General features: G+C 71.3%; 28 protein-coding genes. 11 read left to right on the top strand and 17 right to left on the bottom strand.

Annotated elements, in window-relative coordinates; translation table 11 throughout:
- The first annotated feature begins 1 nt into the window (after position 1).
- The 4 genes from OUY22_RS04030 to OUY22_RS04015 all read left to right on the top strand — a co-directional run bounded on the left by OUY22_RS04030 (position 2) and on the right by OUY22_RS04015 (position 4,463).
- Positions 2-814, top strand: a complete 813-nt coding sequence (locus OUY22_RS04030) for a MetQ/NlpA family ABC transporter substrate-binding protein (RefSeq protein WP_270153349.1) — start codon at positions 2-4, stop codon at positions 812-814.
- Positions 815-917: 103 nt separating this feature from the next.
- Positions 918-1,496: a hypothetical protein gene (locus OUY22_RS04025; RefSeq protein ID WP_270153348.1), complete on the top strand. Its 579-nt coding sequence runs from the start codon at positions 918-920 to the stop codon at positions 1,494-1,496.
- 93 nt (positions 1,497-1,589) lie between these two features.
- Positions 1,590-3,116 carry an AMP-binding protein gene (locus OUY22_RS04020; RefSeq protein WP_270153347.1) on the top strand — a complete coding sequence of 509 codons (1,527 nt, stop codon included), beginning with the start codon at positions 1,590-1,592 and terminating at the stop codon, positions 3,114-3,116.
- Positions 3,117-3,242: 126 nt separating this feature from the next.
- Positions 3,243-4,463 carry a S1C family serine protease gene (locus OUY22_RS04015; RefSeq protein WP_270153346.1) on the top strand — a complete coding sequence of 407 codons (1,221 nt, stop codon included), beginning with the start codon at positions 3,243-3,245 and terminating at the stop codon, positions 4,461-4,463.
- Between the two features lie 73 nt (positions 4,464-4,536).
- Here OUY22_RS04015 and OUY22_RS04010 read toward each other — a convergent pair whose 3' ends face one another.
- From OUY22_RS04010 to OUY22_RS03975, 8 genes are all read right to left on the bottom strand, one after another.
- Positions 4,537-5,277: an ABC transporter permease gene (locus OUY22_RS04010; RefSeq protein WP_270153345.1), complete on the bottom strand. Its 741-nt coding sequence runs from the start codon at positions 5,275-5,277 to the stop codon at positions 4,537-4,539.
- Entirely contained in the window at positions 5,270-6,163 is an 894-nt protein-coding gene (locus tag OUY22_RS04005; RefSeq protein WP_270153344.1) for an ABC transporter ATP-binding protein, read from the bottom strand. The genes OUY22_RS04010 and OUY22_RS04005 overlap by 8 nt, the downstream gene beginning before the upstream one ends.
- Complete coding sequence (locus OUY22_RS04000; RefSeq protein ID WP_270153343.1) at positions 6,160-6,483, bottom strand: winged helix-turn-helix domain-containing protein; 324 nt, start codon at positions 6,481-6,483, stop codon at positions 6,160-6,162. The genes OUY22_RS04005 and OUY22_RS04000 overlap by 4 nt, the downstream gene beginning before the upstream one ends.
- Positions 6,480-7,103 (bottom strand): hypothetical protein, encoded by a 624-nt coding sequence (locus tag OUY22_RS03995; RefSeq protein WP_270153342.1) that lies wholly within the window; start codon positions 7,101-7,103, stop codon positions 6,480-6,482. Before OUY22_RS03995 ends, OUY22_RS04000 begins: the two co-directional genes overlap by 4 nt.
- Before the next feature lie 85 nt (positions 7,104-7,188).
- Entirely contained in the window at positions 7,189-8,856 is a 1,668-nt protein-coding gene (cydC, locus tag OUY22_RS03990; protein WP_270153341.1) for a thiol reductant ABC exporter subunit CydC, read from the bottom strand.
- An 8-nt stretch (positions 8,857-8,864) separates the two neighbouring features.
- Positions 8,865-10,607: a thiol reductant ABC exporter subunit CydD gene (gene cydD / locus OUY22_RS03985; RefSeq protein ID WP_270153340.1), complete on the bottom strand. Its 1,743-nt coding sequence runs from the start codon at positions 10,605-10,607 to the stop codon at positions 8,865-8,867.
- A gap of 7 nt (positions 10,608-10,614) precedes the next feature.
- On the bottom strand, positions 10,615-11,379 hold the full coding sequence (locus OUY22_RS03980; RefSeq protein WP_270153339.1) for a cytochrome d ubiquinol oxidase subunit II: 765 nt from the start codon (positions 11,377-11,379) through the stop codon (positions 10,615-10,617).
- Positions 11,380-11,389: 10 nt separating this feature from the next.
- Positions 11,390-12,556: a cytochrome ubiquinol oxidase subunit I gene (locus OUY22_RS03975; RefSeq protein ID WP_270153338.1), complete on the bottom strand. Its 1,167-nt coding sequence runs from the start codon at positions 12,554-12,556 to the stop codon at positions 11,390-11,392.
- A gap of 76 nt (positions 12,557-12,632) precedes the next feature.
- Between OUY22_RS03975 and OUY22_RS03970 the strand changes: the two genes are divergently transcribed.
- Complete coding sequence (locus OUY22_RS03970; protein ID WP_270153337.1) at positions 12,633-12,974, top strand: PadR family transcriptional regulator; 342 nt, start codon at positions 12,633-12,635, stop codon at positions 12,972-12,974.
- On the opposite strand, the gene OUY22_RS03965 is transcribed toward OUY22_RS03970, so the two are convergent.
- A complete protein-coding gene (locus OUY22_RS03965) occupies positions 12,925-13,611 on the bottom strand; it encodes a permease prefix domain 1-containing protein (RefSeq protein ID WP_270153336.1) in 687 nt (228 codons plus the stop codon). The two genes, OUY22_RS03970 and OUY22_RS03965, sit on opposite strands and share 50 nt — an antisense overlap.
- Before the next feature lie 93 nt (positions 13,612-13,704).
- On the opposite strand from OUY22_RS03965, the gene OUY22_RS03960 reads away from it, so the two are divergent.
- Genes OUY22_RS03960 through OUY22_RS03950 form a run of 3 tightly spaced genes read left to right on the top strand, consistent with a single transcriptional unit; the run spans position 13,705 to position 14,802 of the window.
- Positions 13,705-14,058 (top strand): VOC family protein, encoded by a 354-nt coding sequence (locus tag OUY22_RS03960; protein ID WP_270153335.1) that lies wholly within the window; start codon positions 13,705-13,707, stop codon positions 14,056-14,058.
- Positions 14,055-14,381: an ArsR/SmtB family transcription factor gene (locus tag OUY22_RS03955; RefSeq protein WP_270153334.1), complete on the top strand. Its 327-nt coding sequence runs from the start codon at positions 14,055-14,057 to the stop codon at positions 14,379-14,381. The genes OUY22_RS03960 and OUY22_RS03955 overlap by 4 nt, the downstream gene beginning before the upstream one ends.
- A complete protein-coding gene (locus OUY22_RS03950; RefSeq protein WP_270153333.1) occupies positions 14,374-14,802 on the top strand; it encodes an SRPBCC family protein in 429 nt (142 codons plus the stop codon). Before OUY22_RS03955 ends, OUY22_RS03950 begins: the two co-directional genes overlap by 8 nt.
- Here the strand turns inward: OUY22_RS03950 and OUY22_RS03945 are convergent.
- A complete protein-coding gene (locus tag OUY22_RS03945; RefSeq protein ID WP_270153332.1) occupies positions 14,794-15,936 on the bottom strand; it encodes a pentapeptide repeat-containing protein in 1,143 nt (380 codons plus the stop codon). The genes OUY22_RS03950 and OUY22_RS03945 overlap by 9 nt on opposite strands.
- A 106-nt stretch (positions 15,937-16,042) precedes the next feature.
- Between OUY22_RS03945 and OUY22_RS03940 the strand changes: the two genes are divergently transcribed.
- Both OUY22_RS03940 and trxA read left to right on the top strand, forming a co-directional pair.
- On the top strand, positions 16,043-17,734 hold the full coding sequence (locus OUY22_RS03940) for an ExeM/NucH family extracellular endonuclease (RefSeq protein ID WP_270153331.1): 1,692 nt from the start codon (positions 16,043-16,045) through the stop codon (positions 17,732-17,734).
- A 118-nt stretch (positions 17,735-17,852) separates the two neighbouring features.
- Positions 17,853-18,227 (top strand): thioredoxin, encoded by a 375-nt coding sequence (trxA, locus tag OUY22_RS03935; protein ID WP_270153330.1) that lies wholly within the window; start codon positions 17,853-17,855, stop codon positions 18,225-18,227.
- A 70-nt stretch (positions 18,228-18,297) separates the two neighbouring features.
- Here trxA and OUY22_RS03930 read toward each other — a convergent pair whose 3' ends face one another.
- Together OUY22_RS03930 and OUY22_RS03925 are read right to left on the bottom strand one after the other, a co-directional pair.
- Positions 18,298-19,065 carry an SAM-dependent methyltransferase gene (locus OUY22_RS03930; protein WP_270153329.1) on the bottom strand — a complete coding sequence of 256 codons (768 nt, stop codon included), beginning with the start codon at positions 19,063-19,065 and terminating at the stop codon, positions 18,298-18,300.
- A gap of 91 nt (positions 19,066-19,156) precedes the next feature.
- The gene (locus tag OUY22_RS03925; protein WP_456299845.1) at positions 19,157-20,500 is read right to left on the bottom strand and encodes a class II 3-deoxy-7-phosphoheptulonate synthase; all 1,344 of its coding nucleotides are present in this window, start codon (positions 20,498-20,500) and stop codon (positions 19,157-19,159) included.
- Between the two features lie 171 nt (positions 20,501-20,671).
- Between OUY22_RS03925 and OUY22_RS03920 the strand changes: the two genes are divergently transcribed.
- Complete coding sequence (locus OUY22_RS03920; protein WP_333486593.1) at positions 20,672-21,043, top strand: M64 family metallopeptidase; 372 nt, start codon at positions 20,672-20,674, stop codon at positions 21,041-21,043.
- Here OUY22_RS03920 and OUY22_RS03915 read toward each other — a convergent pair.
- Genes OUY22_RS03915 through OUY22_RS03895 form a run of 5 tightly spaced genes read right to left on the bottom strand, consistent with a single transcriptional unit; the run spans position 20,987 to position 26,241 of the window.
- On the bottom strand, positions 20,987-22,015 hold the full coding sequence (locus tag OUY22_RS03915; RefSeq protein WP_270153328.1) for a phosphotransferase family protein: 1,029 nt from the start codon (positions 22,013-22,015) through the stop codon (positions 20,987-20,989). The genes OUY22_RS03920 and OUY22_RS03915 overlap by 57 nt on opposite strands.
- Before the next feature lie 39 nt (positions 22,016-22,054).
- On the bottom strand, positions 22,055-23,053 hold the full coding sequence (locus tag OUY22_RS03910; RefSeq protein WP_270153327.1) for a LacI family DNA-binding transcriptional regulator: 999 nt from the start codon (positions 23,051-23,053) through the stop codon (positions 22,055-22,057).
- Complete coding sequence (locus OUY22_RS03905; protein ID WP_270153326.1) at positions 23,034-24,443, bottom strand: GH1 family beta-glucosidase; 1,410 nt, start codon at positions 24,441-24,443, stop codon at positions 23,034-23,036. The genes OUY22_RS03910 and OUY22_RS03905 overlap by 20 nt, the downstream gene beginning before the upstream one ends.
- Complete coding sequence (locus OUY22_RS03900; protein ID WP_270153325.1) at positions 24,440-25,288, bottom strand: carbohydrate ABC transporter permease; 849 nt, start codon at positions 25,286-25,288, stop codon at positions 24,440-24,442. Before OUY22_RS03900 ends, OUY22_RS03905 begins: the two co-directional genes overlap by 4 nt.
- The gene (locus tag OUY22_RS03895) at positions 25,285-26,241 is read right to left on the bottom strand and encodes a carbohydrate ABC transporter permease (protein WP_270153324.1); all 957 of its coding nucleotides are present in this window, start codon (positions 26,239-26,241) and stop codon (positions 25,285-25,287) included. Before OUY22_RS03895 ends, OUY22_RS03900 begins: the two co-directional genes overlap by 4 nt.
- Positions 26,242-26,286: the final 45 nt, after the last annotated feature.

Raw genomic sequence — 26,286 nt, 5'->3', positions numbered from 1 at the left:
CATGAAATTTCGTCGCATAGTGGGTGCTGCTGCGCTGGCTCTGTCGCTCGCCGCATGCGGTACGTCGCAGTCCGCCACCAGCGAGCCCGACGGCGCCCTGAAGATCGGCGTCAGCCCGGTGCCGCACGGGGAGATCGTCAAGTACGTCGACGAGAACCTCGCCGAGGCCGCCGGCCTGGACCTGGAGATCGTCGAGTTCACCGACTACGTGCAGCCCAACGTCCAGCTGAGCGAGGGCAAGCTGGACGCCAACTTCTTCCAGCACCGCCCGTACCTGGACGACTTCAACTCCTCCAAGGGCACCGACCTGGCCTTCGTCGCACCGGTCCACCTGGAGCCGCTCGGCCTGTACTCCAAGAAGGCGACCGAGCTCGGCGGCCTGCCCGACGGCGGCACCGTGGCCGTGCCGAACGACGCCACCAACCTGGGCCGGGCGCTCAAGCTGCTCGCCGACAACGGCGTGATCACCCTCAAGGAGGGCGCGGGCACCGCCGCCACCGAGCGCGACGTCACCGGCAACCCGAAGAACCTGCGGTTCGAGCCGCTGGAGGCCGCGCAGCTCCCGCGCTCGCTGGAGGACGTGGACGCGGCCGTGATCAACGGCAACTACGCGATCGAGGCCGGGCTCAAGCCCGCGTCCGAGGCGCTGGTGCTGGAGAAGACCGAGGCGAACCCGTACGTGAACGGCCTGGTCGTGGCCGCCGGCAAGGAGCAGGACCCGGACGTCGTCACCCTGGCCAAGCTGCTGCAGGACCAGAAGGTGAAGGACTTCATCGCGCAGAAGTACGCGGGCTCGGTGATCGCCGCCGGATAAGTCTGGATAAGGCAGGGTTAAAGCGGGTTGCAAGCAACGGGCAATCGGTTCCGCTTATCAATAGTCCGACAGCAGAACCAACCTCTTCCCGAGGAGCCCTCACATGCGATTCGCTACCCGAATCCTGATCGGCGTGGCCGCCGCCGCCGCGGTGACCGTCGCCGCCCCCGTGGCCGCGGGCGCGACGACGACCGGCGCCGCGACCCCGTCCGGCACGTACTCCGACAGCTGGGGCCCGTACCACTCCAGCGACCACAAGGCCAAGGCCAAGGGCCACGTGGAGGTCGAGAAGAAGACCTACAAGCACTGGCACTGGAAGACCGTCATCGTCCCGAAGAAGGTCTGCAAGTGGCACGACGGCGAGAAGAAGTGCTGGTGGGTGAAGAAGGAAGTCAAGAAGCGCGTCTGGGAGTGGAAGCACGTCTTCCGGTTCGACGTGCACGGCAAGCTCTACAACGACAAGTGGTGGGGCAAGAACAAGTGCGCGTGGACGACCTTCAAGGTCGTCACCACCGACGGCGACACCTCCTACGAGCGCTTCAAGAACTGCTGGAAGCACCCCAAGCACTTCTCGTTCTCCGGTGAGAACGCCGCTCACATCTACGTGAACGTGAGCCGCGGCAACCACTGGAACCCGAAGGGCTGGCACTCCGGCTGGCAGGACGTCTACCACGCCGTCTGATCCCCACAGCGAGCCGCGGTCTCACGACGAGGCCGCGGCTTCGCCCTGTCCGGGGTCTGGCTTTTCCCGCCGCGAACAGAATACTGTTCGGTCATGTACCCGGGAGCCATCGCAGCAGTCACCCCCGACAAGCCCGCTGTGATCATGGCGGGCTCCGGTCAGGTCGTCACCTACCGCCGGCTCGACGAGGAGTCGAACCGGCTGGCCCACCTCTTCCGCGCCGCGGGCCTGCGGCCGGGCGACCACGTCGCCTTCATGTTGCCCAACCATCCGCTCTTCCTGGCCGTCGCCTGGGCGGCGCACCGGTCCGGTCTCTACTACACGGCGATCAGCTCACGCCTGCAACGCGACGAACTGGCCTACATCGTCGACAACTGCGGCGCCCGGGTGTTCGTCTCCAGCGCCGCCCTCGCCGACGTCGCCACCTCCATCACCGCCGACACGCCGCGCGTGGAGCTGCGGCTGATGCTCGACGGCACCGCCGAGGGCTTCCAGTCGTACGAGGAAGCCGTCGCGGCGCACCCGGTCACCCCGATCGAGGACGAGGTGCAGGGCGCCGACATGCTCTACTCGTCCGGCACCACCGGCAGGCCCAAGGGCGTCAAGCCGACCCTGGCGCTGGAGCCGCTGACCGAGCCGGGCCCGCTGTTCAAGCTCATCTCGTTCCTGTTCGCGCCGTCGGCCGACAGCGTCTACCTGTCGCCCGCCCCGCTCTACCACGCGGCCCCGCTGCGCTACTGCATGACGTTCCAGCGCCTCGGCGCCACCCTGGTGATCATGGAGCGCTTCGACCCCGAGGAGTATCTGCGGCTGGTCGAGAAATACCAGGTGACGCACTCGCAACTGGTGCCGACCATGTTCATCAAGATGCTCAAGCTGCCCGAGGAGACCCGGGCCAGGTACGACCTGTCGTCGCTGCGGGCCGCCATCCACGCGGCCGCGCCCTGCCCGATCCCGGTCAAGGAGCAGATGATCGAGTGGTGGGGCCCGATCATCCACGAGTACTACGCCGGCACCGAGGGCAACGGCTTCCTGTACGTCAGCTCCGCCGACTGGCTGGAGCACAAGGGCACGGTCGGCCGGTCACTGCTGGGCCCCGTGCACGTGTGCGACGAGGAGGGCAACGAGCTGCCGCCGGGCGAGCACGGCACGATCTACTTCGAGAGCGCCGCCGTCTTCGAGTATCACGGCGACCCCGACAAGACCCGTTCGGTGCAGGACCCGCAGGGCCGCGGCTGGACCACCCTCGGCGACATCGGCTACCTGGACGCCGACGGGTTCCTCTACCTCACCGACCGCCGCTCGTACATGATCATCTCTGGCGGGGTGAACATCTACCCGCAGGAGGCCGAGAACGTCCTGTGCGTGCACCCCAAGGTCGCCGACGTGGCCGTGCTGGGCGTCCCGGACGAGGAGATGGGCGAGCAGGTCAAGGCCGTGGTGCAGCCGGTGTCGATGGACGAGGCCGGGCCGGCGCTGGAGAAGGAGCTGATCGAGTACTGCCGCTCCCAGCTGGCCCACTACAAGTGCCCGAAGTCGGTGGACTTCCGGGCCGAACTGCCCCGGCATCCCACGGGCAAGCTCTACAAGCGGCTGCTCAAGGATGAATACTGGACGTGACCCGGGTCGGGGAGCAGGGCTGATAAAGCCGTCGTTCAACCTTTCGGCCGCCGTGGATCACCGGCTTAACCAGCTCTTACGCGGGCTTTGGCACCCTGGAGTCAGAGGAACTCGAGGGAGATGACAATGAACGCGAACGAGCCTCGCGAGCAGGGCGTCGGCGGCTGGAGCCAGTTCGGTGACACGCCGCCCACCGCCGGGGGGTTCCCCAGGCGGGACACCATGGTCATGGGTCAGCCGGTGCCTCCGCCTCCGCCCCCGCCCAGGAGGCCGGGCCTCGGGCGGAAGGCGGTCGCCGGGCTGGCTCTGGCCGCCATGGCCGTCGGCGGCGGCGTCGTGGGCGCCACCGTCGCCACCGCGTTCCAGGATCCCGTCGTGACGACCGTCAGCGCGCCGAACCCGACGTTCAGCCAGACCTCGACCGCGCTCACCGTGGCGCAGGTCGCGGAGAAGGTGCAGCCCTCCGTGGTGATGATCCAGGGGGCGACGGGCGAGGGCTCCGGCGTCGTCCTCACCGAGGACGGGCTGATCCTCACCAACAACCACGTGGCGGTGGGCGCCGGTCAGGGCGGCAGGATGAGCGTGAAGTTCAGCGACGGCAAGACCGCCACCGCCTCCGTGGTCGGCACCGACCCGGCCACCGACCTGGCCGTGATCAGGGCCGAGGGCGTGTCCGGGCTGACCCCCGCCACGCTCGGCGACAGCGACCAGCTCAAGGTGGGCGATTCGGTGCTGGCCCTCGGCAGCCCGCTCGGCCTCGACGGGTCGGTCACCCTGGGCATCGTCAGCGCGCTCGACCGCACGCTCAACGTGGGCGGCGAGCAGCAGCAGACCCCGCCCGGCTGGCCGCAGCGGGGCGGCGGCGACGTGACCACGATCGGCGGCGCCATCCAGACCGACGCCGCGATCAACCCGGGCAACTCGGGCGGCGCGCTGGTCAACGCCGCCGGGCAGGTGGTGGGCATCAACACCGCGATCGCGACGGCGGGCAGCAACGGCAGCATCGGCCTCGGCTTCGCCATCCCGATCAACACCGCCAAGCACGTGTCCGAGCAGCTCATCAGCACCGGCAAGGTGACCCACGCCTTCCTCGGCGTGAGCGTCACCGACGCCACCGGCGACGTGCCCGGCGCGCTGGTCCGCCAGATCACGGCGGGCAGCCCCGCCGAGAAGGCCGGGCTGCGGCCCGCCGACCTCATCACCAAGATCGACGGAAAGATCCTCGACAGCGGCGATGACGTCGTCGGACAGATCAGAGGTTTCAAACCGGGCCAACAGGTTCAGATCACATATATGAGGGACGGCAAGGAGAACACCGTCACCGCCACCCTCGCTGAGATGCAATAACCCAGGACCCCCACACGGACGGGTGTGCCGTTGAGATCGCTGCGGACTCGGCGGCACACCCCCCTCCGGGACGTCAGGAGAACCGGCGTCCCTCGTCGCGCCGGTAGGCCCAGGCGGCGGCCACCCCCGCGACCACGGTCCAGCAGGCCAGCACCACCAGCGGCAGGGCCGCGGGCGCCGCTCCGCCGGCCGCCCACCACACCAGCTCGCCGCCGCCCCGGCTGGGCACGTACGGGGAGATCACGTTCAGGAACCCGGGCATCACCTGCGGCGGCAGCATCAGCCCGCCCACGATCGCGAACGGGAAGAACAGGATCTGCGACACCGCGATCGCCGCCTTCGACGGCAGCATCAGCCCGAGGAAGAGCCCGATCAGCATGAACGGCACCGAGCCCGCCAGCACCGCGCCGATCATTCCGGCCAGCCGCACCGGTGACAGGTCGGCCTCCGTGAAGATCGCCGCCACCAGCGTCACCGGGATCGTCGAGACCACCATGAGCGCCATCGCGGTGAGCAGCCGCCCGGCGAAGTGGGGGAGGGGCCCGGCGGGGAGCGTGCGCAGGTAGGGGTTCCACGGCTGCTCGCGATCCTGCGCCACCGAGATCGACAGCGCGATGAGCGCCGCCGACATGCCGCCGATCAGCATCATCGAGCCCATCGACAGCGTCGAGGCGGCCGGGTCGTCGCCGACGAACGGCGCCGCGAACGCCAGCATCGAGATGGCCGGGAACAGCCCGCCGGCCAGCAGCCCGATCGGCACCCGGATCTGTTCGAGCGCCTGGTAGCGGGCGTGCGCCAGGATGAGGCTAGACATGGGCGTGCTCCTTCGCGGCGGTGATGGTCAGGAAGGCCTCCTCCAGGGAGGTGGGCCTGATCTCCAGACCCGAGAACGGGGCGCCGCTGCGCACCAGCTCGACCACGAGCCGGTCGGGGTCGGTGGTCATCAGGTGGACCCGGCCGCCCTCGCGCTCCACGGCGGCCACGCCGGGCAGCTCGGGCAGCTCGGGCAGCTCGCCGGCGTCGAGCGAGACCCGCCGCACGCCGACCACGTCGCGCACCGCCCGCATGGTGTCGTCGGCCAGCACCCGGCCGTGGCCGACGACCACCACCCGCTCCGCCAGCGCCTCGATCTCCTCCAGGTAGTGGCTGGTCAGCAGGACGGTGCCGCCGTCCTCGTGGAAGGCCTTGATGCCGTCCCACAGCGCCCGCCGGGCCTCGACGTCGAGCCCGGTGGTCGGCTCGTCCAGGAACACCAGCCGGGGACGGCCGGCGAACGCGAGCGCCACGGCCAGCCGCCGCTTCTGCCCGCCGGACAGGCCGCCGATCTGCCGCTTGACCAGGTCACCGAGACCGAACCGGTCCAGCAGCTCGGCCTTGGCCGCCCGACGGGGGAAGTGGGAGGAGACGAAGTCCACGATCTCGCCCACCCGCAGCACCTCGGGCAGTCCGGTCTCCTGCGGCGTGACGCCGATGCCGCGCCGCACCGCCGGGTCGGACGGCGAGCCGCCGAGCAGCTCGACCGTGCCGGAGCTGGGCCGGCGCAGCCCCACGAACAGGTTGATCAGCGTGGACTTGCCCGCGCCGTTGGGGCCCAGCAGGCCCACCAGCTCACCGGCCCGGATGTCGACGGACACGCGATCGAGTGCTAACACGTCACCGTAGCGGCGGGTGGCCTCGACCGTTCTGGCGAGGACTGTCATGGAATGCCTCCTGCGGAGTCCAGTAGGGAACGGATGGCCTTGGTGTAGTCCTCGAGCGCGAGGCGCCCTCGCGTGGTCATCGAGACGTAGGTGACGGGGGTGCGGCCCTTGTGGGTCTTGGTGATCCGCACGTAGCCGGCCTCTTCGAGCTTGGTCAGGTGGACGGACAGATTGCCCGCGGTCATGCCGAGCAGGTCCTTGAGCGAGGGGAAGGCGATCTCGTCGCCCTCGCAGAGCGTGCTGAGGGTGACCATCACGCGCAGCCTGGCCTGGGCGTGGATGACCGGGTCGAGCTCGGGCGCGGCCTCCCCGGAGGTCATGCGCGCCGCCGCAGCAGGATGCCGGCGGCGATCTGGCCGCCGCCCAGGAGCACCGCCGACAGCAGGGCGTGCCAGCCGGCGCCCAGGATGACGCCCAGGCCGTTGACGGCGGCGACCCACACCCCCATGAAGAACATCGGCCACTGCCCGAAAAGCGCGCCGCCGGCCATGTAGAGGACCGCGACCACGAGCAGCGACACCCCGGCCCACAGCAGGCCCGCCCCGAGGGGGTCGAGCGCGGAGCTGAACCTCGCGCAGATCACCGACATCAGCACCATGCCGACGAACCAGGCGTAGCCGTACATCATGCCCTTGGCGGAACTCTCGCCCCGGACCTGGGAGCTCATCCGGACGATCCCGGTCGCCGCGAACGCGCCCGCGACCACCTGCAGCGAGAGATGGACGCCCAGGGCGGCTCCGTGGCTGATCGGCGCGTAGGGGACGCCGTCCAGCCCGTACCGCAGGAAGAGCGCGCCGAAGCCGAGCAGCCAGGCGACGCCCCACGGCGTGTAGAGGAGCAGCGGATCGCCGTGCAGCGCTCTGACCGCGGTGGCGCGCTGCGTCTCGATGAGCCGGAGCGTCTCCTCCGGGGAGGCCACCCGCTCGCCGTCGTCTGTCATCTCAACTCCTCGCAGCATCAAACTGGTTTGTACTGTAAACCAGCTTGCCATGCCAACACAACGGGCGACGGGCCCGTGGAGTTCCTCAGCGGCGGGTGAGCGCCTCCGACTCCCACAGATCCCGGTAGTAGCCGGGCCGGGAGACCAGCTCGTCGTGGGTGCCGCGCTGGGTGACGCGGCCGTCCTCCAGCACCACGATCTCGTCCACCCGCTCCAGCCCCTTGAGGCGGTGGGTGACCAGCAGCGTGGTCCGGTCGTGCGTGACGTCGAGCAGGTCGGCCATCAGCTCGTCGGCCGTCTCCTCGTCCAGCGCCTCGGCCGGCTCGTCCAGCAGCAGCACGGGCGGGTCGAACAGCAGCGCCCTGGCCAGCGCGAGCCGCTGCAGCTGGCCGCCGGACACGGTGCTGCCGTCCTCGCCCAGCTCGGCGTCCCAGCCGGTGCGCTGCACCCAGCGCTCCAGCCGCGCGTCCCGCACGGCCCTGGCCAGCCGCTCGTCGTCGGCCTCCGGGCCCGCCAGGCGCAGGTTGTCGCGGAGCGTGGTCCGGAAGACGTACGGGTCCTGCGTGAGCCCGGTCATCATGGCCCGCACGTCATCGGAGGCCAGATCGCCGATGTCCACGCCATTGATCCTGATATTTCCGGACTCGGGGTCGACGAGGCGCATGAGCGCCGCCAGAACCGTGCTCTTGCCCGCGCCGCTCGGCCCCACCAGCGCCACCCGCCTGCCCGGGGTCAGCGTGAGCGACACCCCGTTCACGGCCGGCCGCCCGCCGGGCACGTGCCGTACCACGAGGTCCTCGACCTCGACCGTCAGCGGCCCCGGCGGGGGAGCGGCCGGCGTGCCCGGCTCCGTGACCGCGGGGGAGGCCGAACGGACCTCGCGCAGGCGGCGCAGTGCCGCCGCGATGCCGGCGTACCGCTCACCGGCGGCGGCCAGCGGCAGCACCGGCTCGAACGCCACCAGGGCCGTCAGCGCGAGCACGGCCGTGCCGACGGTCCCCACGGCGCTCGCCTGGGCGATCAGCACGATCGCGACCACGGTCAGCACCTGCACCAGCGTGCCGCCGGCCAGCGCACTGGCGTGCACCCGGGCCTGACGGCGTTCCAGCCGGCCCAGCGCGTCACCCGCCTCGCGCGCGTCCTTCAGCGCCCGGTCCCCGGCTCCGTACGCGGACAGGTCGGCCGCGCCGTGCACCAGGTCGGCCACCCGGCCGGCCAGCTCGGCCCGCGCCGGAGCCATCCGCGCCGACCACCGGCGGGCCGCGGCGGCGGTGGCCGCCGGCAGCAGCACCCCGGCCAGCAGCAGCCCGGCGAGCAGGACCAGCGCCGTGGCGGGCAGGATCGTCAGCCCGATGACCACCGCGGCGAGGCCGGCGATGGCGGCCGCGGCGGCGGGCAGCAGGCAGCGCACGAGCATGTCCTGCACCGCGTCGGTGTCGTCGACCATGCGGCTCAGCAGGTCGGCGCCGCCGACCCGGGGCCGCTGCGGCGGGATCAGCGACTCATAGAGCCGCTCCCGCGTGCTCGCCTGGGCCCGCAGCGCCACGTCATGACCGGTCAGCCGCTCGGCGTAGCGGAACACGCCGCGGCCGGTGGCGAAGGCCCGGGTGGCCACGATCGCCATGCTGAGCGCCGCCAGCGGCGGCTGCTCGGCCGCCCGCGTGATCAGCCAGGCGGCGGCGGCGATCAGCCCGAGCCCGGCGAGGTCGGCCGCGGCCCCGGCCAGCACGGCGTAGACCAGCCGCGTCGTCATCCGGTTCCTCATCGTTCGGCCCGCCCGCTCGTCGTGATCTCGTCGCCGGTCCTCTCCTCGCGCCGGTCCGGGTCCCGGGGCGGAGGCGTCGTGTCCGCGACGACGCGGCCCTCGTGGACGCGGACGACGCGGTCCGCCAGCTCGATCATGGCCGGCCGGTGGGCCACGACGACGGCGGTGCGGCCCCTGCTCAGCTCGGCGGTCGCCGCCACCACGGCGGCCTCGCTCCGGCCGTCCAGCCTGGCCGTCGGCTCGTCCAGCAGCAGGACCGACGTCGCCGGGCGGCAGAAGGCGCGGGCCAGGGCGATCCGCTGGCGCTGCCCGGCGGACAGGTTGGCGCCCCGCTCGCCGACCCTGGTCCCGTAGCCGTCGGGCAGGTCGTCGACGAACTCGTCGGCGTAGGCGGCGCGGGCGGCCCGCCGCACCTCGTCCATGGAGGCCGACGGCCTGCCGAGTCTGATGTTGTCCGCCACCGACGTGGTGAACAGGTGCGCCCGCTGCGGCACGAACGCCAGCCTGGCCCTCCACGCCTCCAGGTCCAGCGTGCGCAGGTCGGCCCCGTCGACCAGCACCCGGCCCTCCGAGGGCGGCACGAAGCCGAGGAGCAGGTTGAGCAGCGTGCTCTTGCCGCTGCCGCTCTCGCCGACCAGCGCCACCCGCTCACCCGGCTCGATGGTGAGGCTGACCCCGGACAGCGCCGGGTCCTCGCGTCCGGGATAGCGCACGGTGACGTTCTCCAGCTCGATGCGCGGCTGGCCGGACGCGGGCGCGCCGGACGCGGCCGCGGGACGCCCGTCCGTGTCCGGCGCGGGCTCGTCGCCCGAGCGGTCCAGTACGGAGAAGGCCGCGTCGGCGGCGGCCACGCCCTCCATCGAGGCGTGGAACCGGGTGCCCATCGCGCGCAGCGGCAGATAGGCCTCCGGGGCCAGCAGCAGCACCAGCAGCGCCGTGTGCAGGTCCAGCGTGCCGCCGAGCAGCCGCAGCCCGATCGGCACCGCCACCAGAGCCAGCGACAGCGACGCGCACAGCTCCAGCACCAGCGACGACAGGAAGGCCACCCGGAGCGTGCGCATGGTGGCCGAGCGGTGCGCGTCGGCCACCTGGCGGATCACCGTCGCCTGGTAGCGGGCCCGGCCGAAGGCGCGCAGCGTGGGCAGGCCGCGCACCACGTCCAGGAAGTGGCCGCCGAGCCGGGTCAGCGCGCGGTACTGCCGCTCGGTGACGGCCTTGGTGGTCATGCCCACCAGCGCGCCGAAGATGGGGATCAGCGGCAGCGTGACCAGCACGATGATCGCGCTGGCCAGGTCGGCGACCAGCAGCCGGATCAGCACCGCCAGCGGCACCACCGCGGCCACCGCGATCGACGGCAGGTAGCCGGTCAGGTAGTTGTCCAGGCCGTCCAGCCCGCGCCCGGCCAGCGTCACCAGCTCGCCGGAGCGGTGGCCGGCCAGCCGGACGGGGCCGAGCTCCCTGAGCCGGGTCAGCAGGCGGTGCCGCAGCGCCGACTTCACCCCGGTGGCGGTGCGCCCGGCGAACACGCCCTGCGTCCACGCCAGCAGCGCCCGCAGCGCCACCACGCCGGCCACGACCGCGAGCGCGGCCGCGGTGAACCTGCCGGACAGCACCCCGGCCAGCACCTCCGCCTGTACGAGCACCAGCAGTCCTGCCAGCATGGCCGCCGCGAACGTGACGGTCAGGTGCCGCAGGACCGGCTGCTCTCCCCGGATCAGGCGGAGTAGATCCTTGTGCACGAGCGCCTCAGAAGAACGAAGGGTGTCGGTCAGCGTCCTTACCAGGACGGAAAGTACGCCATATCCATACTTGCGCCCCGACCATGAGGGGTGCGAACGGAAGGACCATGAGACTGAGCACATTCAGCGTAGCGGCCGGCGCGCTGTGCTCGATGAGGACGGACATCCCGCCGCCGGCCAGGGCCAGCGCCGGCAGCGCGGCCACCGCCGCCGACGCCGCCAGCGCCCGGCCGGTGCGCGCGGGCCCGGCGAAGCCCGGCAGCCGCCAGCCCAGGAAGACGCGGCCGTGCCAGGCGAACAGCAGCGTCACCGCCGCGCCCATCAGCAGCCCCAGCGGGTGCATGAGCGGCCCGGCGAAGCCGGTGGCCGCGGCGTGCATCACCAGCCCCCAGCCGAACGACAGCCAGAGCGAGCCCAGCACGATCGTCCCGTCCCAGAACGCCCGCCACCGGGAGCCGCCGGCCCTGCGCCGGAACCACAGCCCGGCGTCCCGCAGGATCCAGGCCAGCAGCATGGCCACGACCAGCGGGTAGAGCGCCGGGAGCAGTTCGCCCTCCAGCAGCGGGTAGACGCCGAACAGCGTCCCGGCGAGCGCGACCAGCCACACCTCGTTGGCGAGCACGTACGGCCCGATCGCGGCGACCATGCGGTCCCGGTCGTCCCTGGTCCTGCCGAGGACCGGAAGCAGCAGGCCGACCCCCAGGTCGAAGCCCTCCAACGCGAAGTAGCCGGCCAGCAGGACGGCGAAGACGGCGAACCAGATCAGCTCCATCGGGGCGCTCCTAGAGGCTCAGAGCGGGTGCGGGCCGCTCGGGGGCGGTGGCGCCGAGGGCGAGGTCGCGCGGGCCGCGCCGGACCATCCTGGCGATGAGCACGTAGTCGACGACGGCCAGCAGCCCCAGCACGACGGCGAACCCGGTGAAGGAGGCGGTGACCATGCCGGGGGTGAGACCCGGCGTCATGGCGTCGGCCACGGTGAGCTTCTCCCAGATCATCCACGGCTGCCGGCCCAGCTCTCTCGCCAGCCAGCCGAGGATGGCCAGCACGAAGGGCAGCGGCGTCAGGGCCATCAGCAGAGGGTGCGCCCACCGCCAGCGCGGCAGATTGTTGACCAGCGGCAGCATGAACAGCAACACGACCAGGGACAGCAGGTTGCCGCCCTCCATCATCAGCCCCAGCGGCACCGAGGCCGCCGGGTTGTCGTCGAACTTGCCCTCCTGGATGTGGCCGAACTGGGAATAGCCGAACGCCACGGTCAGCGCGATGCCGATGGCCGCCGCCACGATCCCGGTCCGCATGGAGCTGGTGAAGAACTCCCGCTCCCCGGTGCGCCGCCGCAGCTGGTAGGCGCTGGCGCCGACGAGCACCATCGCCCCGGTGAACAGCCCGGCGCCCAGGACGTGCGGCAGCGCGAACACCAGCGTGTCGTTGGTGAACAGCGCCCCGGCGTCCACCAGCGCCAGCCGGTCACCGGCGACGACCGCCCCGGCCGGGTTCTGCAGGAACGAGTTGGCGACCATGATGAAGAACGCGCTGGCGTACGCGGTCGCGGCGACCATCCAGATGCTGGCGAGGTGCGCCCACTTCGGCAGCCGTCCCCAGCCGAAGATCCACAACCCCAGGAACGTGGACTCCAGGAAGAACGCCAGCAGCGTCTCCATGGCGAGCGGCGCCCCGAACACGTCGCCCGCGTAGTGGGACAGCCCGCTCCACGACAGCCCGAACTGGAACTCCATCACCAGGCCGGTGACGATGCCCAGGGCGTAGTTGACGACGTAGATCTGCCCCCAGAAGCGGGTCATCCGCTCGTGCAGCGGCCTGCCGGTGCGCGCGAACCGCGTGTTCATGATCGCCACCAGGGGCGCCAGTCCCAGCGTGAGCACGACGAACAGGAAGTGCAGGCTTCCGGTCACGGCGAACTGTAAGCGGGCCAGGTCGAGTGCTTCCATTAGCCACTCCTTTCGATATATAGACAGGCTACATGTAGCCTACCTACATGACCGATGGATGCTTAGGATCGTGGCCATGAATCCCGACGCGCTCCGCGGCCACATGGACGCCCTGCTGCTTTCGGTGCTCGAACGGGAGCCGCTGCACGGCTACGCCATCATCGAGGCCCTGCAGGAGCGCAGCGCAGGCGCGCTCAACGTGCCGACCGGCACCGTCTATCCGGCGCTGCGCAGGCTGGAGCGGACCGGCTATCTGGTGAGCGCGTGGGACACGGTCGGCGGGCGCAGACGGCGCACCTACCGTCTCACCGACGCGGGCAGGCGGCAGCTGGAGGGGGAGCGGTCGGCCTGGCAGGCCTTCACCAGCGCTATCGGGAGCGTGCTGCGGCCGGAGGCCAAGCCTTCCGGCTCAGCATGACGCACCGGGTCGCGCAGTAGAGCTGCGTCCCGGCGAAGGCGTACGTCAGCACGTTGGCCAGGACGACGGGGGTGGAGGACAGCGTGCTCGCGGGCAGCTGCGAGGCATGCGAGATCAGCAGGCCGAGCAGGGTGTTCAGCGGCAGCAGCAACCAGACCGAGAGGCCGAGCGAGCGTGTCACCAGACGCGGCCGCGGGATCCAGCGGGCCGGCCGGCTCAGGGCGAGCAGCGCCAGCCCCCCGTAGAGGCCGAAGGCCAGCTGCACGACGTCGAGCAGCCGGGACGCCGTCGTGAACCACTCCGGCCGGTCGGCCGCCACCCACGTCTCTGCGGGCTGGAAGGACCAGATCAGGCCCCAGGCCAGCACCGTCGCCGGCACGCTGACGAACAGCAGCAGCCCCAGCCTGCGTCCCGCCGAGGCGGTCAGCTCCTCCTGGTAGCCGGGCGCCACGTCGCGGACCGGGCCGAACTCCTCGACCGCCCGCCGCTCCGCCTCCGTCCGGCGCAGGCCCTGGGCCTGGTAGGCCTCGGCGCAGTCGAGCAGGCTGTGCCGGGCCTCGACGACCAGGTCGCGCTTCGGACCATAGGGCCCGGACAGGGCACGTCTCAGCTCGGCCGCGTAGTCGTCGATGAGCATGGGCCTCAGTGTACGGAGGAGGAGGGGCCGTCCCCATAGGGGATTTCCCTGATATCTTGATATGTAGGAAAAATCCTACATATAGTGGATGGCATGCTCATCTCACACGTCGTCACCGTGACCGTGCCCGTCTCCGACCAGGACCGCGCGCTCGCCTTCTACACCGGCGCCCTCGGCTTCGAGGTCCGCTCCGACAACCCGTTCCCGATGGGTCGCTGGCTCACCGTCGCGCCCAAGGCCGCCGAGAGCTCGCTCCTGCTCGCCTCCTGGTTCCCCGGCATGGCGCCGATCGGCGGGCTGGTGCTCGCCGCCCCCGACGTCGACGCCCTGGCCGAGCGGCTGCGCGAGGACGGGGTGGAGGTCCAGGGGCCCACCGACGAGCCGTGGGGCCGCCAGCTGCTGTTCCAGGACCCGTTCGGCAACGGCTTCGTGGCGGCGGGCGGATGACCGCCGATCCCGTCTTCGCCGCGCTGGCCAGCCCCGCCCGGCGCGAGCTGCTCCGGCTGCTGCTGGAGGAGGGAGCACAGCCCGCCGGCCGGCTGGCCGACCGGTTCGACATGAGCCGGCCGAGCGTGTCGGAGCACCTCAAGGTGCTCAAGGACGCCGGCCTGGTGGCCGAGACCCGCAGGGGACGCGAGCGGCACTACCGGCTGGAGGCCGAGCCGCTGATGAGCGTGCGCGACTGGCTCGTCCCGTACGAGCGCTTCTGGCGGGGCAAGCTGGCCGGTCTGCGCGGGCTCCTGGACGAGATGGAGGACGACCATGGCTGACGACCCGACCGCCATCCGGCTGGACGAGTTCCTCGCGCACCCGCCGGCCAAGGTCTGGCGCGCGCTCACCGAGCCGGAGCTGGTGGCCCGCTGGCTCATGCCCGGCGACATCAGGCCCGAGGTGGGACACCGCTTCACCTTCACCACCGCGCCCAACGAGCGGGCCGGCTTCGCCGGGGTCGTGCACTGCCAGGTGCTGGAGGCGGAGCCGGAGAAGCTGCTCAGACTGAGCTGGAGCGACGGCCGGGTCGGCTGGACCGTCACCTGGCGGCTGGAGCCCGAAGGCCGGGGCACCCGCCTGTTCCTCGACCACGAGGGCTTCGACCCCGACGACCCGATCCAGCGGATGTCGCGCCGGATCATGGGCGGCGGCTGGCGGACCGTGCCCAGGAAGATCGCCGAGGTGGCGGCGTCACTCTAACGGCTGGGTCGCCGCGTTAGGGCGGCGGGACAAGCGGTTCGAGAAGCCGTCGCGGGAGGAGCCGTCGCGGGAGAAGCGATCGCGGGAGGAGCGATCGCGGGAGAAGCGGCTGCGGGAGAGCCAGCGCAGCATCGGCAGGCTGACGCTCACCCGCATGCCGTGCCCGGTGAGCGCGAACGTGCACTCCTCCAGCCGCACGCCCGCCGGGTGCGCCAGCCCGGCGAACCGGCAGGCCGACAGGTCGAGCCCGTGCAGGGCCAGGCTGGCCGCGTCCACCTCGCACAACGACGTCAGCGTGGACGCGCCGCGCCCGGTCACCGTCGCCGCGCCGTGCAGGACAGCGCCCTCCAGGTCGGCCTGGGAGTCGGTGAGCCGTACCGTCGTGGTCCCCGCCACCACGAGCCGGCGCAGATCCACCCCGCAGCCGCGCACGGCCAGGTCCAGGGCGCCGTCGGCGCGCGCCCGCGCGGCCGAGAACCGGCCGGTGGCCGACAGGTAGGCGTCGGCGGCGAAGCGGGCCGCGTCGAACCCCGCGCTGCCGCTCACCTTGCGGAAGGAGAGCGTGCGGCCGAACCGGGCGCCCCGGAAGCTCGCCGCCTCGCCCAGGCTGGCCCCGTCGAAGGTCGCGTACCCCTCGAACCGGGCGGACTCGCAGGACAGCCCGTGCCCGAACACCGCCTGGCTGAACAGCGCGTCTCTGCTCATCACCGCCCCGTCGAGCGAGACGTGCCCGCGCACCGGCACGCCGTGGAACGACAGCTCCCTGGCGAAGCGGACGCTCGCCAGGGACAGGTTGCCCTCGAAGCGGGCGCCGAAGAACGACGCCAGCCGCTCGAACCTGGCGCCGTCGAGCGACACGTCGCCCGCGAACGTCACCCCCGCGAGGCGCACGTCCCCGGTGAAGCGGGCCCGGTCCAGCCGGGCCCGGCCGGGCCTGCTCCGGGTGGCCTCCACGACGCGGCGCAGCAGGTCGCCGCTGAGCGTCGTGCCGCGCAGGTCCAGCAGCCTTCCTGGCTCCATCCCCGCCAGCGCGACGGTGACCTCGTCCTGGGGGAGGTGGGCGAGACAGCGGTCGTAGGGGCGGCGGGCGATCCCGGTGCAGGTCGCCGATTGCGCGCAGGTGACCCAGTCCATGCCCTGGTCATACCCGGGACGCGGCCCTGTCAAGGTCCGGCCATGGAAGCTTGTGGTCACAACTCTGTAGACACCTGTCACGGGCCCTGGGCCTAGAGTGCCGCTTATGCATGTTTTATCCCGGGCCACCTGTGCCGTGCTCACCGCGGCCGCGCTCGTCGCCGGCCTGCTGCCGGCATCCGCATCGGCGACGCCCGCCGGCCCCTGCGACACCCCGCCCGACCGGGAGATCGCCGAGGTCCAGGGCAGCGGCGCCGCCACCCCGCTCGCCGGGCGGACCGTCCGGGTCGAAGGCGTGGTCACCGCCGACTTCCAGCGCGCCGACCAGCTCAGCGGGTTCTTCCTGCAGGACCCCACGCCGGACGCCGACCCGGCGACCTCCGACGCGCTGTTCGCCTTCGCCCGCGACTCCTTCCAGGACGTGAAGGTCGGCGACCGGGTGCTCGTCACCGGCCGGGCCGTCGAGTTCAACGGGTGGACCGAGCTGTCGCCCGTCACCGCCGTGGACGTCTGCGGGACCGGCTCGGTCGCGCCGCTGCGCCACCGGCTGCCCGCCGCCGACCTGGAGCCGGTGGAGAACGTGCTGCTCACCTTCCCGCAGCGGCTCACCGTCAACGACACCTACAACCTGGGCCGCTTCGGCGAGGTGACGCTCTCCTCCGGCGGCAGGCTCTTCCAGCCGACCGACCGGCCAGGCGTGGACGCCGCCGAGAACGCCCGCCGCTCGCTGCTCGTGGACGACGGCTCCAACCAGCAGAACCCGGCCACGCTGCCGCCCATCGTGCGCGCCGGCGACAGCGCCACCGGCGTCACCGGCGTCCTCGGCTACGGCTTCGACGCCTACCGGCTGCAGCCGACCGAGCCGATCCGCTACCAGGCCACCAACCCGCGCCTGCCCCGGCCCTTCCCGGTGCTCGGCAACGTCAAGGTGGCCTCGTTCAACACGCTCAACTGGTTCACCACGATCGGGTCGCGCGGCGCGAACACCGCCGAGGAGCAGCAGCGTCAGCTCGCCAAGCTCGTCGCCGCGATCAAGGGCATCGACGCCGACGCCATCGGCCTCATGGAGGTCGAGAACAACGGACAGGTCGCCCTGGACGCCCTGGTCGACGCGGTCAACGCCGAGATGGGCGCGGGCACGTACGCGGCGCTCACCCACCCCTTCCCGGGCACCGACGCGATCCAGGTCGGCCTCATCTACAAGCCGGGCAGGCTGACCCCGGTGGGCGCGGCCCGTTCCTCGCAGGACCCGGTGTTCAGCCGGCCGCCGCTCATCCAGAGCTTCCGCCGCGCGCACGGCGGGCAGCCGTTCACCATGGTCGTCAACCACCTCAAGTCCAAGGGCTCCTGCCCCGACGGCGGGCCCGACGCCGACCAGGGCGACGGTCAGGGCTGCTGGAACCCCACCCGGGTGCGGCAGGCGCAGGCGCTGCTCGGCCTCATCGGGGACCTGCCGGCCCCGCTCGTCCTCGGCGACCTCAACGCCTACGGCGAGGAGGACCCGATCGACACGCTCGAAGCCGGCGGCCTCACCAGCCTCACCAAGCGGTACGTGCCCGCCCCGCTGCGCTACAGCTACCTGTTCGACGGGCTGGCCGGGGAGCTCGACCACATGATGGCGAGCAGGCAGCTGCTCAAGCGCGTCACCAGCGTCGCCATCTGGCACGCCAACGCCGACGAGCCCCGCGTCCGCGACTACAACACCGAGTTCAACCCGCCCGGCCTGTACCGGCCGGACGCCTTCCGCTCCTCCGACCACGACCCCCTGGTCGTCGGCCTCACCCTGCCGGGCCGCTGACCCCGGCTGGATCCACGGGGCCGGGCCGCCCGGCCCCGTGGCATGGAATGCTGGTGAGGGGTACGTGGTTGTCACGGAGGCAATCACCGGAAGCGGACCGACGTCAGAGGAGCCACTTGTGGCGACCATCGAAGTAACCGAGACGAACTTCAACGACATCGCCGACAAGGGGATCGTCCTGCTCGACTTCTGGGCGGAATGGTGCGGTCCTTGCAAGATGTTCGGCCCGATCTTCGAGAAGGCCTCGGAGCAGCACCAGGACATCACGTTCGGCAAGATCGACACTGACCAGGAGCAGGCGCTCGCCCAGGGCTTCGACATCAGGTCCATCCCGACCCTGATGGCCATCCGCGACGGCATCGTGGTCTTCGCCCAGCCCGGCGCCATCCCGGCCCCGGCCCTCGACGACCTGATCCGTCAGGTGCGCGCGCTCGACATGGACGAGATCAGGGCGGAGCTCGACAAGGAGCTCAAGAACGCCCAGCAGAACTGACCCGCCCCGGCACGCACAGGCACGGCCCCGCCCTCGGGCGGGGCCGCCGTGCCGTCCGGGGTCGCGCGGGTCACTGCTTGTGGCCGACCCCCGCGTAGCCGGGGCTGCGCCTGGAGCCCGGCGCCCGCTCCTCCTCGGGACGCCAGTCGCCCGGGTCCACCAGGCCCGGCTCCAGCAGCTCGTAGCCGTCGAAGAAGCGCAGGATCTCCTCGTGCGTACGCAGGTGGAGCGCCGCAGTCGACTGCTTGTAGACCTCCAGCGCCTGCGGGGTGAGGTCGGGCTTGTCGTCGATGGCGTGGCTCAGCACCAGATAGCTGCCGGGCGCGCTCACCTCACGCAGCCGCGCGATCAGCCCGTACGCCTCCTCGTCCGACAGGAAGTGGAGGATCGCCAGCATCATGAACGTGACCGGCCGGTCGAAGTCGATCAGAGGCTGGAGCTGGTCGAGCAGTTCGTCGGGCTTGCGCGCGTCACCGTGCAGGAAGTCGACCTTCGCGCCGCGCGCCAGCAGCGCCCGGCCGTGGGTGCAGACCACCGGGTCGTTGTCGACGTAGACCACCCGCGAGCCCACCGCGATCTCGTGGGTGTTGCCCTGGGTCGGCAGCCCGGCCCCCAGGTCCACGATCTGGTCCACGCCGTTGTCGGTCACCAGCCGGACGGCCCTGCGCAGGAAGCCGCGGTTCTCCCGGGCGTGCTGCTTGGTGTCCGGGAACAGCTGCAAAATGCGCTCGGCCGCCTCCCGGTCCGACGCGAAGTTGTCCTTGCCGTCGAGGTAGTAGTCGTACATCCTCGCGACATTGGGCATGTTCGGATCGACGCCGTCCGGAGCTCTGTCCACCACATCTCCCATGATTACCGGGCATTTGCCGCTGATCATAAGTGATGTTCCGGGCCATCGTGCGACGATGACCCGGAAACGTGAGGATCTTTCAGCCGCGGTACAGCTCGGCCACCCGGAAGGCCAGATCGAGCGACTGGCCCCGGTTGAGCCGCGGGTCGCAGGCCGTCTCGTAGCGGGTCGCCAGGTCGCCCTCGGCGATCTCGTGGCCGCCGCCGACGCACTCGGTCACGTCGTCGCCGGTGAACTCGATGTGGATGCCGCCCGGGTGGGTGCCGAGCGCGCGGTGGACCTCGAAGAACCCGGCCACCTCGTCGAGCACGTTGTCGAAGCGGCGGGTCTTGTGGCCGCTCGGCGCCTCGAACGTGTTGCCGTGCATCGGGTCGCACACCCAGGCCACCTGCGCGCCCGCGGCCGTGACCTCCTTGACCAGCGGAGGCAGGTGCTCACGGATCTTGGAGGCGCCCATCCGGGTGACGAACGTGAGCCTGCCCGGCACGTTGTCCGGGTTGAGCTTCTCGACCAGCGCCAGCGCCTCCTCGGGGGAGGTGGACGGGCCCAGCTTGACGCCGATCGGGTTGCGGATCCGGGAGAAGAACTCCACGTGCGCGCCGTCGAGCTGACGGGTGCGCTCGCCGATCCAGACCATGTGCGCCGACACGTCGTACGGCAGCCCCGTGCGCGAGTCGATGCGGGTGAGCGCCTGGTCGTAGTCGAGGATCAGCGCCTCGTGCGAGGAGTAGAACTCCACCGAGTGGAACTCCTCCGGCTCGGCCCCGCACGCCCGCATGAACGCCAGCGCCTGGTCGATCTCGCGGGCCAGCCGCTCGTAGCGCCGGCCGGCCGGCGACTCGGCCACGAAGTCCTGGTTCCACGCGTGCACCTGGCGCAGGTCGGCGTAGCCGCCCTTGGTGAAGGCGCGGGCGAGGTTGAGCGTGACCGCCGAGGAGTGGTAGGCCTTGAGCAGCCGCCACGGGTCGGGCCTGCGCGCCTCCGGGGTGAAGTCGAACCCGTTGACCATGTCGCCCCGGTAGGCGGGCAGCTCGACGCCCTCGCGCACCTCCGTGCCCTTGGACCGCGGCTTGGCGAACTGGCCGGCCAGACGGCCGATCTTGACCACCGGCACCTTGCCGGCGTAGGTGAGCACGATCGCCATCTGCAGCAGGGTCTTGAGCTTGTTGCGCACGTTGTCGGCGGTCGCGCCGGCGAACGTCTCCGCGCAGTCGCCGCCCTGCAGGACGAACGCCTCGCCCCGGGTGACGGCCGCCAGGTCCTCCTTGAGCTGGTCACACTCTCCCGCGAACACCAGCGGGGGCAGGCCGCCGAGCTCGGCGACGACCTTGTCGAGCTCCGCGCGGTCAGGCCAGTCGGGCTGCTGGGCCGCGGGCAGGGCTCGCCAGGAATCGAGATTCAGCGAATTGCTCAATGCGCTCACGACATACGAGGGTATTCCACCGGGTCCACCAGGCCGACCGCGATGTCCACGTAGTGAGAAGGCCGTTCCAGATCCGGCGGCGTCCGCGCTCCCGGCCGGACCGCCGCCCGGGACACCCGGATAGTCCGAATTGTGACCTCAAGGGGGAAGACGGGCCGCCGCCGGTGACGGATAACCGGCACATCCTCCGCCAACCGCCGGATCCTCGCCCTGGCCAACAGCGGCACGTACGGGGGAGCGGGCGGCGCCTACGCGACCGCCTCCGGCAGCAACGCCATATCCGCCCTGATCAGCCCGCACGAGCTGGGCCACTCGCGGGGCGGCCTGCAGGACGAGTACGACCACTACCAGCGGGGCGTCCCCGGCGGCGCCCGCGAGCTGACCGCCTCGCTCGGCGGCGACACCCGCGCCTGGACGATCGACGCCACCCCGCCCACCACCGGCTACGAACTGTCGGAGCCGCTGGCCCGTGAGCTGGGCCGTGAGCTAGGCGACGGTCCCCGTGGAGAGAGGTACGAGGCGGTCCAGCACCTCGGCGAGTGAGGCCGTGGACCGATCGCGCACGCGGGCGTACTCGGCCTCCGGATACTGCCGGGGGCCGTTCTCCACCAGCAGGATCAGGTAGAGGTACGCGCGGTACAGGTCGAGCCGTACGTGCGCGGCGGGGGTCAGCTCGAACGGGGTGACCTCGCGGTAGCCCACCACGAGCGGGTCGTCCTCGCGCAGCCCGGCGAAGATCGTCGGGGTGATGAACTCGGCCAGCGGGTCGCCCCAGAAGGCCCGCTCGTGGTCGATGATCGCCTGGATCCGGGGACGAGGCCCCGACAGGTCCAGGAACACGTTGCCCGGCCAGATGTCGAAGTGGACCAGCCGGGGCGTGGTCACCTCGTCGAGCGCGGGCGCGGCGGCGGCCAGCAGCTCGCGGATGCGCGGCACCGGCGCCGGCAGCGGCGTCGGGTAGCGCGCCGTGTCGCCGAGCAGCGCGTCCACCATGGCGAGGTACGCCTCGCGCCACGTCGAGCCGGTGATCCCGGCGTGCGGGTAGCCGAACACCGGGCCCGTCACGGCGTTCAGCCGCGCCAGGTGCCCGCCCAGCTCCCTGCGGAGCCGGGCCTCGTCCTCGGGCGTGACCCCCCGCCGGACGGCGCGGTCGCGGGGGACGTGGTTCCACGAGACGCCGTCGAGGGCGGCCAGCATCAGGTAGTCGCCGCCCAGTACCGGATCGTCGAACCCGGCCCGCAGCAGCGTCGCCACCGGCACGCCCGCCGCCGCGGCCAGCTCGTAGACCGCCGCCTCCGTCCGCAGCAGGTGGCGTTCGTAGCTCAGCTGGTCGAGGCCGGGCGGCGGGGACAGCTTGCAGACCACGTCGCGGCCGTCGTCCAGGCGCAGCCGCCACACCGCGTTCGCGAAGCCGTCGGTCAGCTCGGCGTGCTCGGCCACGCCCGCGCCGAGCGCCCGCCTGGCCAGCGCGTCGAGCTCGTGGCCGGATAACCGGCGCTTGGTCCTGCTGTCCACCCCGCCCTCCTCAGGCCGTGGCCCCCGCGGGCCCGGCCGCTAAGCCGACGCCCGCCGCACCAGGTGGGTGTCGAGGATCACCACCGGCTGGCGCAGCTCCTCGCCGTGGATGCGGGCCACCAGCAGCAGCGCCATCTGGCGGCCCATCGCCTCCGTCGGCTGGTGGACGGTCGTCAGCGGCGGGTCGGCGTGCAGGGCCGCCTTCGAGTCGTCGAACCCGATCACCGCCACGTCGTCCGGAACGGCCCGGCCGGCCGACTTCAGCACCCGCAGCGCGCCGAGCGCCATCGGGTCGGAGGCGGCGAACACGGCGTCGAGACCGGGATGGGTGGCCAGCAGCTCGGCCATCGCCACCTCCCCGCTCTCCTCGGAGAAGTCGCCGAACGCGACCAGCTCCGGCAGGCCGGAGGGCAGCAGCGCGTCGCGGTAGCCCGCGAGCCGGTCGACGCCCACGCCCATGTCCTGCGAACCGGCGATGGCGGCGATGCGGGTGCGGCCGAGGCTCAGCAGGTGCTTGACCGCCTGCCTGGCCCCCGCCCGGTTGTCCATGTCGACGTAGCTGTAGGGCGCCAGGCCGACGGGGCGGCCGCCCAGCACGGTCGGCACCCCCATCGCCTCCAGCCTGCCCGGCAGCGGGTCGTCGCCGTGCAGCGACAGGAGCAGCACGCCGTCGACGTGCTGCCCCGTCAAATAGTGTTGCAATCGGGCGTGCTCCTCGGGGGTGCGCGCCATGGCCAGCAGAAGTTGCAGGCCGGTCTCCGACAACGCCGAACCGATGCCGCGGATGGTGCCCGCGAAGTAGGGCTCGTCGAAGAGCCGGCCCTCCGACTCGGACACGACCAGCGCGACCGTGTCGGTGCGGCGGGTCACCAGGGTCCGGGCCGCCCTGTTGGGGACGTAACCCAGCTCCTGGATCGCCGCCTGCACCGCGTCGCGCGCCCGCTGGCTCACATTGGGGGAGCCGTTGATGACTCTCGACACCGTGCCTCGGCCGACCCCGGCCCTGGCGGCGACTGCCTCAAGAGTCGGTCGGTTCATGGTTCCTATTCTGCCGGATGATCTCGGCGTACCACGTCGCGCTGTCCTTCGGCAGCCGCTCCAGCGTCTCGTAGTCGACCCGGACGATGCCGAAGCGCTTTCCGTAGCCCCAGGCCCACTCGAAGTTGTCCATGAGCGACCAGGCGAAATAGCCCTCCAGCGGCACTCCGGCGTCGATCGCCTCGCGGCAGGCGCGCAGGTGGGCCTCGACGTAGGCCCGCCTGTCGTCGTCGCGCACCCGGCCGTTCTCCAGGACGTCGTCGAACGCGGCGCCGTTCTCCGAGACGACCAGCGGGGTGCGCGGGTAGTCGCGCGCCACCCGGGTGAGCACCTCGACCAGGCCGTCCTCGTCGATCTCCCAGCCCATCGCGGTGACCGGGCGGCCGCCGTTCACGAACGAGACGTGCTCGCTGCCCACCCAGGGCGAGGCCGTGTCGGTGGGCGCCGCGGCCGCCGAGGCCCGGCCGCCCGGCGCCCCGGACACCGTGAACCGGCTGTAGTAGTTGACCAGCAGCAGGTCGATCGGCGCGTTGATGGTCTTGAGGTCGCCGTCCTCGATGAAGGACAGGTCCATGCCCAGGTCGTCGAGGACGTCCTGGGGGTAGCGGCCGGTCAGCAGCGCGTCGAGGAAGAACCGGTTCTGCAGCCCGTCGATGCGGCGGGCGGCGTCCAGGTCGGCCTCCGAGGCCGTGGCGGGGGTGATCGCGTACAGGTTGACGCAGCCCCCCACCCGGCGCGCGCCCATGGACTGGACGGACAGCCCGTGGGCGAGGTTCAAGTGGTGCGCGGCCCGGATGGCGTTCTCGGGCTCGCGGCGTCCCGGAGCATGCTCGCCCGAGGCGTATCCGAGGAAGGCCGCGCACCACGGCTCATTGACGGTGCTCCACGTGTGCACCCTGTCGCGCAGCGCCTCGTGCACGACCGCCGCGTAGTCGGCGAAGCGCAGCGCCGTGTCCCTGACCGGCCAGCCGCCTCTGTCCTCCAGGGCCTGCGGCAGGTCCCAGTGGTAGAGCGTCAGCCACGGGTCGATCCCGTGCGACAGCAGCTCGTCGAGCAGGCGCTTGTAGAAGTCGAGTCCCTTGTGGTTGACGGCGCCGGATCCGGTGGGCTGCACCCGGGGCCAGGAGACCGAGAAGCGGTACGCGCTCAGCCCCAGATCGGCCATGATCCGTACGTCGTCGCGGTAACGGTTGTAGTGGTCGATGGCGACGTCCGCGTGCTCGCCGCCCACCACCCGGCCCGGCGTCTTGGTGAAGGTGTCCCAGATCGAGGTGCCGCGGCCGTCGGCCGTCACCGCACCCTCGATCTGGTAGGCCGAGGTGGCCGCACCCCACGCGAATCCTGTAGGGAATCGCAGCTCGGAGCGGGTCTGTTCCTCCTGAGTCGTCACGCCTTGACCGCACCTTCCATCAGGCCGCCGACGATCTGACGGCCGAACAGCACGAAAACAACGAAGAGAGGAAGCACTGACGCCGCGGTGCCGGTGAACAGCATCACGTAGTCGGTGCCGTGGGCCTGGTTGAGCGCCGCGATCGAGGTCTGCACGACCGGGTTCTCCGGCAGCAGCACGATGAGCGGCCACATGAACTCGTTCCACGTCTGCATGAACACCAGCAGGGCGAGCACCGCCATGCCCGGCCGGAGCGCGGGCAGGATGACCCTGCGGTAGATGCCCAGCGTGGACGCCCCGTCGACCCTGGCGGCCTCGACCAGCTCGTCCGGCACCGCCTGCGAGGCGTACTGGGTCATCATGAACACGCCGAACCCGTTGACCAGGAACGGCAGGATCACCGCCTGGAGCTGGCCGGTCCAGCCGAGCGTCACCATGAGCTCGTACAGCGGCACGATGCCCATCTGCTGCAGCGGCACCATCATGGTGATGAGGATCAGCCCGAGCAGGATCTTCGAGCCGCGGAAGCGCAGCTTGGCGAAGGCGAAGCCGGCCAGGGTGGAGATGAACACCACCGACACCGTCACGGTCGTGGCCACGATCGCCGAGTTGATCAGGCCCGTCATGAAGTAGGCGTCCTCGGTGCTCAGCAGCCGCTCGACGTTCTCGCCCAGGTGGCCGCCCGGCAGGAAGGGCGGCGGGTTGTCGAGCGCGTCGTCGTTCGTCCGCGTCGCCATGATGAACATGTAGTAGATGGGATAGGCCGACAGCAGCAGCGCGAGGGCGAGCACGACCTTGGTGAGAGCCCCCGCGTCCCACAGCCGGTTGACCGATTGCCTGGTCATCGTGCACCCCCGATGCGGCGCGTGAACCAATAGTTGATCATGGTGCCGATGAGGATCAGCAGGAACAGCAGCCAGGCCGCGGCCGAGGCGTAGCCGATCTCGAAGCCGCCGCGGAAGGCCTGTTCGACGATGAACATCGCCACCGTCTGGTACTGGCCGGTGGTGCCGCCGGTCATCATCTGCTCGCCCTCGAACATCACCGGCTCGGTGAACAGCGTCAGGCCGCCGATAGTGGAGATGAAGACGACGAACACGATGGTCGGCCGGAGCATCGGCAGCGTGATCTGCCAGAACTGCCGGCGCGCGGAGGCGCCGTCGATGGCCGCGGCCTCGTACAGGTCCTTGGGGATCGTCTGCATGGCGGCCAGCAGGATGATCGCGTTGTAGCCGGTCCAGCGCCAGTCGACCATCGTGGCGATGGCGATCCAGGCGGACCACTTCTCGTTCTGCCAGGCGATCGGCTCGATCCCGGCGAGTCCGAGTATCCAGTTGAACAGGCCGTAGTCGCGGCTGTAGAGCTGGCTGAAGACGACCGCCACCGCGACCACCGAGGTGATCATCGGCAGCAGCACGCCCAGGCGCAGCACCAGCCGGCCGCGCAGGCGCTTGTTGAGCGCGTTGGCGAGCAGCAGCGCCAGGATCAGCTGCGGCACGGTGGCCAGCACGAACATGCCGACCGTGTTGAAGACCGCGTTCCAGAACTCGGCGTCGGCGATCAGCTCGGCGTAGTTCGCCAGGCCCGCGAACTCCCGTTCGCCGGCCAGCTCCGCGTCGTGCAGCGAGAGCCAGAAGGTGTAGAGCAGGGGGAAGACGCCGAAGATGGCGAAGAGCAGGAAGTAGGGCGAGACCAGGAGATAGGGCATCCCCTTGAGGTCGAAACGCCCGATCCGTCTGCTCGGCCTGGCCCGCCGGGGCGACGCGTGCCGGGGCGGCGGCGCGAGTTGGAGTGTCATGGAAGCCTTTCGAGCCAGATCGGGAGTGGCGCCCGCCCGGAGCGG

This window comes from Nonomuraea corallina (assembly GCF_027620315.1).
In the GTDB taxonomy this organism is placed as follows: Bacteria; Actinomycetota; Actinomycetes; order Streptosporangiales; family Streptosporangiaceae; genus Nonomuraea; species Nonomuraea corallina.
Note: the sequence above shows the minus strand (reverse complement) of the source record. Positions and strands in the feature narration are given on the sequence as shown.

Bases quoted from the DNA above. Each gene is read 5' to 3' on its own strand.
- OUY22_RS03895 (WP_270153324.1), bottom strand. From the start codon at position 26,241: ATGACACTCCAACTCGCGCCGCCGCCCCGGCACGCGTCGCCCCGGCGG.
- OUY22_RS04020 (WP_270153347.1), top strand. From the start codon at position 1,590: ATGTACCCGGGAGCCATCGCAGCAGTCACCCCCGACAAGCCCGCTGTG.
- OUY22_RS03910 (WP_270153327.1), bottom strand. From the start codon at position 23,053: ATGAACCGACCGACTCTTGAGGCAGTCGCCGCCAGGGCCGGGGTCGGC.
- OUY22_RS04030 (WP_270153349.1), top strand. From the start codon at position 2: ATGAAATTTCGTCGCATAGTGGGTGCTGCTGCGCTGGCTCTGTCGCTC.
- OUY22_RS03945 (WP_270153332.1), bottom strand. From the start codon at position 15,936: ATGGACTGGGTCACCTGCGCGCAATCGGCGACCTGCACCGGGATCGCC.
- OUY22_RS03965 (WP_270153336.1), bottom strand. From the start codon at position 13,611: ATGCTCATCGACGACTACGCGGCCGAGCTGAGACGTGCCCTGTCCGGG.
- cydC (WP_270153341.1), bottom strand. From the start codon at position 8,856: ATGACGACGCGGCTGGTCTACGCCGTGCTGGCCGGGGCCGCGGCCGAC.
- OUY22_RS03900 (WP_270153325.1), bottom strand. From the start codon at position 25,288: ATGACCAGGCAATCGGTCAACCGGCTGTGGGACGCGGGGGCTCTCACC.
- OUY22_RS04005 (WP_270153344.1), bottom strand. From the start codon at position 6,163: ATGACAGTCCTCGCCAGAACGGTCGAGGCCACCCGCCGCTACGGTGAC.
- OUY22_RS03970 (WP_270153337.1), top strand. From the start codon at position 12,633: ATGAATCCCGACGCGCTCCGCGGCCACATGGACGCCCTGCTGCTTTCG.
- OUY22_RS04015 (WP_270153346.1), top strand. From the start codon at position 3,243: ATGAACGCGAACGAGCCTCGCGAGCAGGGCGTCGGCGGCTGGAGCCAG.
- OUY22_RS04025 (WP_270153348.1), top strand. From the start codon at position 918: ATGCGATTCGCTACCCGAATCCTGATCGGCGTGGCCGCCGCCGCCGCG.
- OUY22_RS03980 (WP_270153339.1), bottom strand. From the start codon at position 11,379: ATGGAGCTGATCTGGTTCGCCGTCTTCGCCGTCCTGCTGGCCGGCTAC.
- OUY22_RS03960 (WP_270153335.1), top strand. From the start codon at position 13,705: ATGCTCATCTCACACGTCGTCACCGTGACCGTGCCCGTCTCCGACCAG.
- OUY22_RS03950 (WP_270153333.1), top strand. From the start codon at position 14,374: ATGGCTGACGACCCGACCGCCATCCGGCTGGACGAGTTCCTCGCGCAC.
- OUY22_RS03995 (WP_270153342.1), bottom strand. From the start codon at position 7,103: ATGACAGACGACGGCGAGCGGGTGGCCTCCCCGGAGGAGACGCTCCGG.
- OUY22_RS04000 (WP_270153343.1), bottom strand. From the start codon at position 6,483: ATGACCTCCGGGGAGGCCGCGCCCGAGCTCGACCCGGTCATCCACGCC.
- OUY22_RS03940 (WP_270153331.1), top strand. From the start codon at position 16,043: ATGCATGTTTTATCCCGGGCCACCTGTGCCGTGCTCACCGCGGCCGCG.
- OUY22_RS04010 (WP_270153345.1), bottom strand. From the start codon at position 5,277: ATGTCTAGCCTCATCCTGGCGCACGCCCGCTACCAGGCGCTCGAACAG.
- OUY22_RS03955 (WP_270153334.1), top strand. From the start codon at position 14,055: ATGACCGCCGATCCCGTCTTCGCCGCGCTGGCCAGCCCCGCCCGGCGC.
- OUY22_RS03975 (WP_270153338.1), bottom strand. From the start codon at position 12,556: ATGGAAGCACTCGACCTGGCCCGCTTACAGTTCGCCGTGACCGGAAGC.